This window comes from Pseudomonas sp. JQ36 (assembly GCF_053851495.1).
This window is the reverse complement of record NZ_CM132642.1, coordinates 3,142,220-3,154,655: the sequence shown is the minus strand read 5'-3', so window position 1 is coordinate 3,154,655 and position 12,436 is coordinate 3,142,220. Positions and strand designations below refer to the sequence as shown.

10 protein-coding genes and 1 pseudogene are annotated in these 12,436 nt (G+C 61.7%); 6 read left to right on the top strand and 5 right to left on the bottom strand.

Features of this window, described 5'->3' with window-relative positions:
- The first annotated feature begins 16 nt into the window (after window positions 1-16).
- Window positions 17-1,057: an AI-2E family transporter gene (locus tag ACS4NR_RS14135; RefSeq protein ID WP_456017719.1), complete on the top strand. Its 1,041-nt coding sequence runs from the start codon at window positions 17-19 to the stop codon at window positions 1,055-1,057.
- 272 nt (window positions 1,058-1,329) lie between these two features.
- Here the strand turns inward: ACS4NR_RS14135 and ACS4NR_RS14130 are convergent, their stop codons facing one another.
- From ACS4NR_RS14130 to ACS4NR_RS14115, 4 genes are all read right to left on the bottom strand, one after another.
- Window positions 1,330-2,202 (bottom strand): hypothetical protein, encoded by an 873-nt coding sequence (locus ACS4NR_RS14130; protein ID WP_456017718.1) that lies wholly within the window; start codon window positions 2,200-2,202, stop codon window positions 1,330-1,332.
- A 144-nt stretch (window positions 2,203-2,346) separates the two neighbouring features.
- Complete coding sequence (gene xopAW / locus ACS4NR_RS14125) at window positions 2,347-3,198, bottom strand: XopAW family type III secretion system calcium-binding effector (protein WP_456017717.1); 852 nt, start codon at window positions 3,196-3,198, stop codon at window positions 2,347-2,349.
- Between the two features lie 231 nt (window positions 3,199-3,429).
- On the bottom strand, window positions 3,430-4,479 hold the full coding sequence (locus tag ACS4NR_RS14120; RefSeq protein WP_456017716.1) for a sensor histidine kinase: 1,050 nt from the start codon (window positions 4,477-4,479) through the stop codon (window positions 3,430-3,432).
- Window positions 4,479-5,228 (bottom strand): response regulator, encoded by a 750-nt coding sequence (locus tag ACS4NR_RS14115; protein ID WP_041073744.1) that lies wholly within the window; start codon window positions 5,226-5,228, stop codon window positions 4,479-4,481. Before ACS4NR_RS14115 ends, ACS4NR_RS14120 begins: the two co-directional genes overlap by 1 nt.
- A 295-nt stretch (window positions 5,229-5,523) precedes the next feature.
- Between ACS4NR_RS14115 and pyrF the strand changes: the two genes are divergently transcribed.
- Entirely contained in the window at window positions 5,524-6,222 is a 699-nt protein-coding gene (pyrF, locus tag ACS4NR_RS14110) for an orotidine-5'-phosphate decarboxylase (protein WP_204895128.1), read from the top strand.
- Window positions 6,223-6,363: 141 nt separating this feature from the next.
- Here the strand turns inward: pyrF and ACS4NR_RS14105 are convergent, their stop codons facing one another.
- Entirely contained in the window at window positions 6,364-7,368 is a 1,005-nt protein-coding gene (locus ACS4NR_RS14105) for an NADP-dependent oxidoreductase (protein ID WP_456017715.1), read from the bottom strand.
- A gap of 238 nt (window positions 7,369-7,606) precedes the next feature.
- Between ACS4NR_RS14105 and ACS4NR_RS14100 the strand changes: the two genes are divergently transcribed.
- The 4 genes and pseudogenes from ACS4NR_RS14100 to ACS4NR_RS14085 all read left to right on the top strand — a co-directional run bounded on the left by ACS4NR_RS14100 (window position 7,607) and on the right by ACS4NR_RS14085 (window position 11,989).
- Entirely contained in the window at window positions 7,607-8,368 is a 762-nt protein-coding gene (locus tag ACS4NR_RS14100; protein ID WP_041073750.1) for an SDR family oxidoreductase, read from the top strand.
- Between the two features lie 192 nt (window positions 8,369-8,560).
- Entirely contained in the window at window positions 8,561-9,913 is a 1,353-nt protein-coding gene (locus ACS4NR_RS14095; RefSeq protein WP_095137181.1) for an aminotransferase-like domain-containing protein, read from the top strand.
- A gap of 108 nt (window positions 9,914-10,021) precedes the next feature.
- Window positions 10,022-11,128: pseudogene (locus ACS4NR_RS14090) on the top strand (HAMP domain-containing protein); the annotation flags it as partial.
- Complete coding sequence (locus tag ACS4NR_RS14085; RefSeq protein ID WP_431061454.1) at window positions 11,108-11,989, top strand: methyl-accepting chemotaxis protein; 882 nt, start codon at window positions 11,108-11,110, stop codon at window positions 11,987-11,989. The pseudogene ACS4NR_RS14090 and the gene ACS4NR_RS14085, both read left to right, overlap by 21 nt.
- Window positions 11,990-12,436: the final 447 nt, after the last annotated feature.

Here is a 12,436-nt window from a genome sequence, read left to right as displayed (position 1 = left end):
TTCTTCGAGACTGTACATGCTCAATAACGATCGGCTGTTGGTGCAAATCCTCCTGCTGGTGCTGTTCGGTGCCAGCCTGTGGGTGATGGCGCCGTTCTGGTCGGCGCTGTTCTGGGGCGCGGTGCTGGCGTTCGCCAGTTGGCCGCTGATGCGTCTGCTGACCCGCTGGCTCAATGGCCGCGAATCACTCGCCGCGGCTATTTTGACCCTGGGCTGGATGTTGCTGGTGGCGGCGCCGCTGGTGTGGCTGGGGTTCAACCTGGCCGATCATGTGCGCGATGCCACGGCGTTCATCAAGGATGTGCAGGTCGATGGTCTGCCGGAAGCGCCGGCCTGGCTCGGCAGCGTGCCGTTGGTGGGCGAGCGGCTGGTGGGTATCTGGAACAGCATCGATCAGCAGGGCGCAGCGCTGATGGTGTCGGTCAAACCGTATCTGGGGCAGGTCGGTAACTGGTTGCTGGCGCGCAGTGCGCAGATCGGCGGCGGGATTCTCGAGCTGACCCTGAGCATTGTCTTTGTGTTCTTTTTCTATCGCGACGGGCCGCGCTTGGCGGCGTTTGTGCACGGTCTGCTGCAGCGCCTGATCGGCGAGCGAGCCGGGTATTACATCGAGCTGGTGGCCGGCACCGTACAGCGGGTGGTCAACGGGGTGATCGGTACGGCGGCGGCGCAGGCGGTTCTGGCGTTGGTCGGGTTCCTGATTGCCGGGGTCCCGGGGGCGTTGGTGCTGGGGATCGTGACCTTTCTGTTGAGTCTGATTCCGATGGGGCCGCCGCTGGTGTGGATTCCGGCGACGGCCTGGCTGGCGTGGAAGGGCGAGTACGGGATGGCGGTGTTTCTTGGGATCTGGGGGACGTTCATCATCAGTGGCGTGGATAACGTGTTGAAGCCTTATCTGATCAGCCGCGGTGGGAATCTGCCGTTGGTGATTGTGTTGCTCGGGGTGTTTGGCGGGTTGATTGCGTTTGGGTTTATCGGGTTGTTTATCGGGCCTACGTTGTTGGCGGTGGCTTATAGTTTGTTGACGGATTGGAGTAAGAGTCAGGCTCGGGTTTAGGCGCCTTGGCTTTTTTGGGATTGCGGGCATATCCGTTGCTTCGGGTGTTGCGGCTGGCGGTTTCGCCCTTACGGCGAGTCACTTTTGACAAACGCCTCAAAAGTAACCAAAAAGTCTTGCCCCAACGTTCGGCCCTCGCCGGGGCTCGGGTTCCTTCGCTCCGTGATTCATCCGGGGGCATCGCCTCCGGTTTGCTTCGCTGCACCTCCTCTCGATGTGTTCGACTTCGTCGAACGGTCGCTGCGCTCCCACCCCCGGATAAATCCCTCCACTCAGCCTGCCGACGGGGCCGGCACGGCAAGATCAAGAGCTTTCGGCGAGCTGACACTCGGCCATTGAGTGGGGCGGCTTCGCCGCGGGCGGTGCATACAGTTAAAAATTGTGGGAGCCAGCCTGTTGGCGATGGCGGCCTGACAGCCGACCAGTTTCCAACTGACCACCCCCAATCCAACTGTGGGAGCGGGCTTGCTCGCGAAGGCGGCCTTATAGCCGAACAATCTCCAACTGAATGCACTCCTTCCAACTGTAGGAGCCAGCCTGCTGGCGATGGCGGCCTGACAGCCGACCAGTTTCCAACTGACCACCCCCAATCCAACTGTGGGAGCGGGCTTGCTCGCGAAGGCGGCCTTATAGCCGACCAATTTCCAACTGAATAAACCCATTCCCACTGTGGGAGCGAGCTTGCTCGCGAAGGCGGCCTTATAGCCGAACAATCTCCAACTGAATGCACTCCATCCAACTGTAGGAGCCAGCCTGCTGGCGATGGCGGCCTGACAGCCGACCAGTTTCCAACTGACCACCCCCAATCCAACTGTGGGAGCGGGCTTGCTCGCGAAGGCGGCCTTATAGCCGAACAATCTCCAACTGAATGCACTCCTTCCAACTGTAGGAGCCAGCCTGCTGGCGATGGCGGCCTTATAGCCGACCAATTTCCAACTGAATAAACCCATTCCCACTGTGGGAGCGAGCTTGCTCGCGAAGGCGGCCTTATAGCCGAACAATCTCCAACTGAATGCACTCCATCCAACAGTAGGAGCCAGCCTGCTGGCGATGGCGGCCTTATAGCCGACCAATTTCCAACTGAATAAACCCATTCCCACTGTGGGAGCGAGCTTGCTCGCGAAGGCGGCCTTATAGCCGAACAATCTCCAACTGAATGCACTCCATCCAATTGTAGGAGTGAGCCTGCTCGCGAAGAGGCATATCAGGCAACCAGCCTCTCACGGCCACACCCAAATGACCGTTTCCACACCTCTGCACGGAAACGATCACCCCATCACGACATAAGGTCAGGTCGCCACATTCAGGTACTTGCCCACCGACGCAGCATTGTCCAGCGAGTACTGTTTGCTCAAGTTGGCAATCATCCGGTTCAGCGCTTCGCTGGTGGTCTGGGTAATGGTGGTCTGTTCTTCGGGCGGGTGATCCCGGCCTGCCTGTAGCGCCGCTTTCAGTTCGTCGCTGCTCACGCCGCCACTGCTGTCGCTGTCCAGTACCTTGAGCAGTGCAGCGCTGGTGTCGGTGCTGGTTGTCGAGGTGTTGTCGCTGGTCTGCAGGGCGCTGCTCAGTTCAGTCGTGCTGATGCTGCCGTCGCCATCGGCATCCAGTTGGCTGAACAGTTCGTCGCTGGAGGCTTGTTGCGGCGGTGGTGGCGGTGGTGGGGTGAGGCTGGCGGTGAGTTCGTCCTGGCTGACGGTGCCATCCTTGTTCTTGTCCAGGGCCGAGAAGATTTGGTTGCCGTCGGCACTGCTGCCGGCGCTGGTCAGGCCGGTGCTCAATTCGTCGCTGCTGATGGCGCCGTCGCCATCGGCGTCGAGGGCGCTGATCAGGACGTCGGCGAGGTCGGTGTTCGGTGCTTGATCCTGAGGTGGCGGAGGAGGGGCCATTGCGGTCATTTCTTCGGCGCTGAGGCTGCCGCTGGCGTCGCTGTCCAGATCGCCGAATTGCTTGCTCAGGTTGACCAGCAGGCCGTCGTCGGACTTCTGCGACAGAGCGCTTTTCAGTTCTTCCTGATCCACCGCGCCGTCGCCGTTGCTGTCGAGTTTGGCGAACAGCTGCTTTTGCAGTTGCTGGCTGCGGGCGTTCTGGGTGGTGCTGCTGGTGCTGGTATAGCTCGTGTAGTTGCTGACGCTACCGATCATGGGCTCACTCCTTGGACTGTAGAACCGGTGGGTGTACCGGCTTGTGCAGACTCAAGGGGCAAGTTGTCCTGGGTGTTTTGGCTTTGTACCGGGTGGTACACAGATTGGCAGTGCAGGTAAACCTTGTAGGAGTGAGCCTGCTCGCGATGGCGGAACATCAGACGACATTGATGTTGACTGACCTGACCTCATCGCGAGCAGGCTCACTCCTACAAAATCGGTGGTGTGTTCTCAAGTGCGCGGCAGGCGGATGATTGCGGTCAGGCCGCCGCCCGGGGTTTCTTCCAGATTCAACTGGCCGCCCAGACGCTGTGCCGCCTCGCGGGCGATGGTCATGCCCAGGCCGACGCCGCCGGAGTTGCGGTTGCGTGAGCCTTCCAGGCGATAGAACGGTTCGAACACCGCCTCGCGTTTGTCTTCGGCAATGCCCGGGCCGTGATCGATTACGCGGATCAGCAATTGCTCGCGCTGATCCTGCAGTTCGATGCGCGCCTGTCCGGCGTAGCGCAGGGCGTTGTCCATCAGGTTGTTGATGCACGAGCGCAGTGCCATCGGCTGCACCTGCAGCGGTGCGCAATGGCCGCTGACTTCAACGTCTGCGCCTTGATCCTGAGCGTTCTCGCACAACGATTCGACCAGCGCCTGCACATCCATCAACTGCAAGGCCTCGCTGGTGCGTTGTTCGTGCAGGTAGGTGAGGGTGGCGTCGAGCATGCCGATCATGTCGTTGAGGTCTTGGCGCATCTGGCCTTGCAGTTTGTCGTCGTCGATTTTTTCCAGACGCAGCTTCAATCGCGACAGCGGCGTGCGCAGGTCGTGGGAGACGGCGCCGAGCATGCGTGCCCGTTGCTGCACCTGTTCGCGAATGCGTTGTTGCATCAGGTTGAAGGTGTGCGCCGCTTGCCGGGCTTCACGCGGGCCGGACTCGTCCAGCGGCGGGCTGTCGAGGTTCTCGCTGAGGCGTTCGGCGGCGTCGCTCAGGCGCTGGATGGGCCGGGTGAGCAGTTTGGCGCCGTACCACGCAGCGATCATCAGCGAGATGAACTGGAAGGTCAGCGGCACCAGCGGCCCGCCGAACCACGGACGCGGCGGGCGATGGGCGAAGCGCGGATCCGGCGGCGGCCGCTGGCCGTCGACACTCTCGGCGAACTCCGGCGGGGGTGGTGGCGGGGGCGGGCCGTAGTGGTGAAACCAGGCAAAGGCCAGCAGGTGCGCGAGGACGATCGCCACGAACAGCATGCCAAACAGGCGGCCGAACAGCGTGTCGAAGCGCGCTCGCATCAGCCGATGTCTCGCGCGTCGAACAAGTAACCTTCGCCGCGCACGGTTTTGATCAACTGCGGGGCTTTCGGGTCGTCGCCGAGTTTTTGCCGCAGGCGCGACACCAGCAAATCGATGCTGCGGTCGAACGCCTCGATCGAACGGCCACGGGCGGCGTCCAGCAGTTGTTCGCGGCTGAGTACCCGGCGCGGGCGTTCGATAAAGACCCAGAGCAGGCGGAATTCGGCGTTGGACAGCGGCACCACCAGGCCATCGTCGGCGATCAGCTGGCGCAGCACACTGTTCAGGCGCCAGTTGTCGAAGCGAATGTTGGCGCGCTGTTCGGTGCGGTCATCGCGCACCCGACGCAGGATGGTCTGGATCCGCGCCACCAGTTCCCGTGGTTCGAACGGTTTGGCCATGTAGTCGTCGGCGCCCAGTTCCAGGCCGATGATGCGATCGGTGGGTTCGCAGCGGGCGGTGAGCATCAGGATCGGGATGTCCGATTCGGCGCGCAGCCAGCGGCACAGCGACAGGCCGTCTTCGCCGGGCAGCATCAGGTCGAGCACCACCACGTCGAAATGCTCGGCCTGCATCGCCTGACGCATGGCCGCGCCGTCGGTGACGCCGCTGGCGTGGATGTTGAATCGGGCCAGGTAGTCGATCATCAATTCGCGGATCGGCACATCGTCATCGACGATCAGCGCGCGGATGCTCCAGCGTTTGTCGTCTTTCTGCTCATCAGTCACGGTGGTCTGGGTGTTGTGCATGGGGCTGTTCATCTGCCAGTAGGCCGCCAACCACAAAGATGGGCTGCGAGGTGGTGGTTTCAGCATAGGCGTCCTGCCGTGAGGCGGGAAGTGCTGATGTAAGGACGTGTTGCGGCTGGCGAGGCTAGCGCGGGCGCTTGTTGGCGGCGTGTCGGTTGTGTATCGGGTTCGACACAATAGCCGCGAGCGCTATGCTGATCACGGTTGCGGCGACGATTTACCGATCATCGGGTGCCGCGCCGTCGCCGCTTCCGCTACAATGCGCGCCGATTTCGACTTGCCTGAGAGCCCATCCATGTCCGCCTGCCAGACTCCTATCATCGTCGCCCTGGATTTCCCCACCCGTGACGCCGCACTGAAGCTGGCCGACCAGTTGGACCCGAAACTGTGCCGGGTCAAAGTGGGCAAGGAACTGTTCACCAGTTGCGCCGCGGAAATCGTCGGCACCCTGCGTGATAAAGGCTTCGAGGTGTTTCTCGACCTGAAATTCCACGACATTCCCAACACCACCGCGATGGCGGTGAAAGCCGCTGCCGAGATGGGTGTGTGGATGGTCAACGTGCATTGCTCCGGTGGCTTGCGCATGATGGCGGCCTGCCGTGAAGAGCTTTCCAAGCGCAGCGGCCCGCAGCCGTTGCTGATCGGTGTGACCGTGTTGACCAGCATGGAGCGCGAGGATCTGGCCGGTATCGGTCTGGACATCGAGCCGCAGGAGCAGGTGCTGCGCCTGGCCGCGCTGGCCGAGAAGGCCGGGATGGATGGTCTGGTGTGCTCGGCGCTGGAAGCCCAGGCCCTGAAAACCGCACATCCATCGCTGCAACTGGTCACTCCGGGGATTCGTCCGGCGGGCAGCGCGCAGGACGATCAGCGCCGCATTCTGACCCCGCGTCAGGCGCTGGATGCCGGTTCCGATTATCTGGTGATCGGCCGTCCGATCAGCCAGGCGGCAGATCCGGCCAAGGCACTGGCTTCGGTCGTGGCCGAACTGGCCTGATCAAACACGCAAGATCCAACAATGTGGGAGCGGGCTTGCTCGCGAATGCGGTGGTTCAGTCGAAATTGATATCGACTGACCCGACCTCTTCGCGAGCAAGCCCGCTCCCACAGTGGTTTTGGGGTGTTGTCGCGTTAAGTTTCAGACCTTCAGCACCAACTTGCCGAAGTTCTCCCCGCTGAACAGTTTCATCAGCGTCTCCGGGAACGTTTCCAATCCTTCGACAATATCTTCCTTGCTCTTGAGCTGCCCCTTGGCCATCCAGCCGGCCATTTCCTGCGCGGCACTGGCGTACTGCGCGGCGTAGTCCATCACCACAAAGCCTTCCATGCGCGCACGGTTTACCAGCAGCGACAGATAGTTGGCCGGGCCTTTGACCGCTTCCTTGTTGTTGTACTGGCTGATGGCGCCGCAGATCACCACCCGGGCTCTCGGCGCCAGACGGCTGAGCACGGCGTCGAGGATCTCGCCGCCGACATTATCGAAATACACGTCAACGCCTTTCGGGCACTCACGCTTGAGCCCGGCCAGCACGTCTTCGTGCTTGTAATCGATGGCGCCGTCGAAGCCCAGCTCATCGATCAGGTATTTGCACTTGTCGGCGCCCCCGGCGATGCCCACCACCCGGCAGCCTTTGATCTTGGCGATCTGCCCGGCAATGCTGCCCACCGCCCCGGCAGCCCCTGACAGCACCACGGTGTCACCGGCCTTCGGTGCGCCCACATCGAGCAAAGCGAAGTAGGCGGTCATGCCGGTCATGCCCAGCGCGGACAGATACACCGGCAGCGGTGCCAGTTTCGGATCGACCTTGTAGAAACCTCTGGGCTCGCCAAGGAAATAATCCTGCACACCGAGGGCGCCGTTGACGTAGTCGCCGACGGCAAAGCTCGGGTTGTTCGAGGCGATGACTTTGCCGACGCCCAAGGCGCGCATGACTTCACCGATTTCTACCGGCGGGATGTAGGACTTGCCCTCGTTCATCCAGCCACGCATGGCCGGGTCGAGGGACAGGTATTCGTTCTTGACCAGAATCTGCCCTGTCGCCGGTTCGCCGACCGGTACTTCCTGGTAGGTAAAGGTCTCACGGGTGGCGGCGCCCACCGGGCGTTTGGCGAGCAGGAACTGGCGATTGGTCTGGCTGGTCATGGCAGGCACTCGAACTGAATGAAGCCTTGTTGATAGACCCTTGAGGCCAATGCTGCAAGGTCGGCTGATGCGGCGAATGCGCAATGATCCAGTGCAGTGATAGTCGCCCACAGGCTTTTATCACTGCGACGCATGAAGGCATAAACAGCCTTCTGATAGTGCTGACGCGGCACGGGCCTCGGTGACTATGCTGCGACTCTGCAAATCCCTCCTGCATCTCTCCTCCGAGGACATAACAATGAGCATGACGTTTTCCGGTCAGGTTGCCGTAGTCACTGGCGCGGCCAACGGTATTGGCCGTGCGACCGCCCAGGCGTTTGCCGCCGAAGGCCTGAAAGTGGTGGTGGCCGATCTGGACGCGGCAGGGGGCGAAGGCACGGTGGCGCTGATTCGTACAGCCGGTGGCGAAGCGACCTTCGTGCGCTGCAACGTTACCGTCGAAAGCGAAGTGAAAAATCTGATGGACGAGGTGATCAATACCTACGGTCGTCTGGACTACGCCTTCAACAATGCCGGGATCGAAATCGAGCAGGGCAAGTTGGCCGACGGCTCGATGGACGAGTTCGACGCGATCATGGGCGTCAACGTCAAAGGCGTGTGGTTGTGCATGAAGTATCAGTTGCCGCTGTTGCTCGCTCAGGGCGGCGGAGCGATCGTCAACACCGCCTCGGTGGCGGGGCTTGGCGCGGCACCGAAGATGAGCATCTATGCAGCGTCCAAGCATGCGGTGATCGGCCTGACCAAGTCGGCGGCGATCGAATACGCGAAGAAGAAAATCCGCGTCAACGCCGTGTGCCCGGCGGTGATCGACACCGACATGTTCCGCCGCGCCTACGAGGCCGATCCGAAGAAAGGCGAATTTGCCAACGCGATGCACCCGGTGGGGCGCATTGGCAAGGTCGAGGAAATCGCCAGCGCCGTGCTGTATCTGTGCAGCGATGGTGCGGCGTTTACCACCGGTCACTCCCTGGCGGTGGATGGCGGCGTCACGGCTTTCTGAATCCTGGTGGCAAGACTCGAGAAACCCGCCTCAGTGCGGGTTTTCTTATTGCTGGGTGCCCGCTCCGTTAAACCACTAAACAATTTGTATCAAACGGTTAGAACGGCTGCTTTTGACGGCGTTGTCGCACAGCCTGAGCGACGCGGCTGTGATTTACTGCCGCCAGCAAAATGGACAGGAGTTTGCGTGCTCATGGAATTGAGAATTGACCGACAGGCAATGGTGCCGGTCGTACAGCAGATTGTTGATGGCATGACTGAGTGGATCTCGCGAAGCGGTGTGGCACCGAGCACGCGTTTGCCCTCCGTCAGGCAAATTGCGCGCTCCAATCTGCTGAGTCAGTCGTGTGTGGCCGAGGCCTGTGAACGGCTGGTGGCGCAAGGCGTTCTGGCCCCGCGTCAGGGCGCCGGATTCATGGTGGCCGCGCAGGGCGGTGGGGTGATCGGGATTGACTGCGGGCAGGCACACAGCGGGTTGAAACTCGGCGAGGGAGGCTTGCCGCAGAGCTGGCGTGAATCCGATGACCTGAGTTACGCGATCCGTCAGGTGGCCCGTACCGACATGGCGAGTCTGTTCAATTACAGCAGCCCTCTGGGGCTGCCGGCGTTACGCGAGCAGATTGTCAAACGCCTCAGGCTGATTGGCGTCGAGGCCCTGGATGAACAGGTGCTGACAACGTCCGGTGCCAGCCAGGCGCTTGATCTGCTCGCGCGCACGTTGTTGAAGGCCGGTGACTGCGTTGTCGTCGAAACCCCGGGCTATGCGCCGCTGTTCGAGCTGTTGCGCCTGTACGGCGTGCAGTTGCTGGAAGTGCGCCGCACGCCGAGCGGGCCGGATCCTCAGGCGCTGGAAGCGCTGTTGCGGCAGTTCCGGCCGGTGGCGATGTTCATCAACAGTCACCACCACAATCCCACCGGCTCTTGCCTGACCCTTGGCGTCGCGCAACAGATCCTGCGCTTGTGCAACGCTCACGATGTGCGAGTGATTGAGGATGATGTCTACGCCGACCTGCACAATGGCAACGGCACTCGCCTGGCGGCACTCGATGAACGGGTGATCTATGTCGGCAGCTTTTCCAAGACACTGAGCAGCTCGCTGCGCGTCGGGTTTGTGTACGCCGAGCCAGCGCTGATTGCGCGGCTGGGGCGGGTCAAGATGATCAGTAGCATGGGCGCCTCGGGTTTCAATGAGGCGGTGCTGACCAGTCTTCTGGCCAATGGCGCCTATCGCAAAATGGTCCAGCGCCAGCGTCAACGGCTGAATACCGATAGGGTCGCCGCGTTGCAGGCGCTGGAAGATGCCGACTGGGAGGTCTTCGGTAAGCCATGTGGCGGCCTGTTCATCTGGGCTCGTGCCCCGCTGGGCGATACTGCGCGCTTGCACAGTCAGGCGCAGTGCAATGGTGTCAGCCTTTGCGACCCGGGGGCCTTCAGTCCGAGCGGCGAACCCAGTGAGTGGCAGCGGATCAATGTGGCCTATGCCTGTGATCCGAGGGCCCGGCAGTTTTTTCGCAGTACCGGTGCGAATCGACCTCAAGCGTTCTGAAAACGACGCGTGCGTAGCTTTTTGCCATTATTCCGCCGCCAGAGACTTGTGCTGCTCCATGGCCGTTGCGAATCTTCGGCAACAGACTTTGGCAGGGGACTACGCGCAATGATTTCCGCCGTGCAAGGACGTTTTGCCAACCTCGGTATGGCGAAGAAACTGGGTATCGGGTTCGTGCTGGTGCTGCTGTTGACCGCGCTGGTGGCCGCCATCGGGGTCTGGTCTCTGCAGAGCATCAGTCAGCGCTTCGATGGGCTGAAGCAGATGTCGTCGCTCAACAGTGCACTGCTCAAGGTGCGGCTGCTGGAGCAGGACTATGCCTTGCACAACAACCCGAAAACCGTCGATGCCTTGCGCGAAGGCATCGACGACTTGTTGGCCCGGGCCGCGCAACTCAAGGCTCGATCCCCGGCGAACGCGGCGGTGATGAGTGATGTGGAGCAGGCCCTGAGTGCCTATCGCAAGGCCTTCGATGAGTTCGTCTCGCTGACCCAGGCCAAGGATCTGGCGCTGGAAATGGCCAGTTGGTCGGTATCCAGTGTGGCCAACAACCTGGACGTGCTGCAGGCCGGGCTGGCTGATGACGGCGCGTATACCTTGAAGGACACCGAAGGCAAGGATGGCGCGCAGTTCATCGAACAGGCCAGCCAGGTCAGCCAGGTGTCGCGGCTGATGCTGCAGGCGATGAACGAGGCGCGGATTCGTCTGGATCAGAGCCGCAAGGGCGATGCCGACAGTGCCGGCAAGGGCAACATCGAGCAGGCCGCCCAGGCGCAGGCTCAGGCCGAGCAGTTGAAGACCACGGTCAAGGATGAGGGCTATCTGACGGTACTCAATGAAGTGTCCGGGCACATCGCCGGTTTCAACGACAAACTGGCCGAATACACCGGCCTGCTGGCCCAGGAGAAAACCGTCTACGAACAGTTGCACCAGCGTGCGGCGCAGGTGATGGAGCGCGTGGATCAGGCGTATGGCGCCGAGGACGGCGCGATGCAGGCGGAATTGAAGAAGAACTCGGTGCTGATCATCGGTTCTTCGGCGCTGGCGTTGCTGGTGGGGCTGATTGCCGCGTGGGTCATCACCCGGTTGATCGTCGCGCCGTTGCGCAGTGTGATGCGGGTCGCGCAGCAGATTGCGGCCGGGGATTTGAGCGCGAGGGTGGAGGTCACCCGGCGTGATGAAATCGGGCAACTGATGCTGGCGATGCAGCAGATGGGTACCGGGCTGAGCACGATCGTTAGCGGTTTGCAGGCGGGCATCGAGCAGTTGGCCAGTTCCGCGCAATCGCTGTCGGCGGTAACCGAGCAGACCAACCTTGAGGTCAACAGCCAGAAGGAAGAGACCGAGCAAGTGGCCACGGCCATGAACCAGATGACCGCCACCGTGCATGATGTGGCGCGCAATGCCGAGGAGGCCGCGCTGGCCGCGCAAACGGCGGATGCCAAGGTCGAGAGCGGGCAACAGGTGGTGCGCCAGAGCATGGTGCGGATCGAGCAACTGGCTGATTCGGCGACATCGGCCAGTTCAAGCATCGAAAGCCTCAGTGCGCAGATCCAGAACATCGGTACGGTGCTGGATGTGATCAAGAGCGTGGCTGAGCAGACCAATCTGCTGGCGCTCAACGCCGCAATCGAGGCGGCGCGGGCCGGGGAGCAGGGCAGGGGTTTTGCGGTGGTGGCTGATGAGGTTCGCGCGTTGGCGCGGCGTACGCAGCAATCGACCGAGGAGATCGAGCGGCTGGTCAGTGCCTTGCGTTCGGCGGCACATTCGTCGGTGCAGCAGATTCAGAGCAGTGGTGAGTTGGTCAAGCTGGCGGTCAGTGATGCGCTGCAGACCGAGAGTGCGCTGGGCAGTATTGCGGCGGCGGTTTCGTTGATTCAGCAGATGAATCAGCAGATTGCGGCGGCCGCTGAAGAGCAGAGTTCGGTGGCTGAGGAGATTAATCGCAGTGTGACGAGTATTCGCGCGAGTGCGGATCAGTCTTCGATGGCGATGCGGGGGAATGCGGTTTCGAGTGTTGAGCTGGCGCGGTTGGGGGGGGAGCTCAAGGGGATGGTTGGGCATTTTCGGCTTTGACTTGGCGGCCTCTGGGCCGACCAGGTTCTTGGGGGGTTGGGTGAATATCCGTTGCTTCGGGGGCTGCGGCTGGCGGTTTCGCTCTTACAGCGACTCCCTTTGGCAAACGCCCCAAAGGAAGCAAAGGTCTTTGGCCCCAACGTACGGCCCTCGCCGTGGCTCGGGTTCCTTCGTTGCGGGATTCATCCGGGCGCATCGCCTCCGGTTTGCTTCGCTGCACCTCCTCTCGATGTGTTTGGCTTCGCCAAACGGTCGCTGCGCTCCCACCCCCGGATAAATCCCTCCACTCAGCCTGCCGACGGGGCCGGCACGGCAAGATCAAGAGCTGCAGCCGAGCTTGCGCTCATCCTGTTGAGTGGTGAAAAGCATGTGGTCGACTTTTGCTTTTCTGTAGGAGTGAGCCTGCTCGCGAAGGCGGCCTGACAGCCGACCATTCTCTAACTGAGC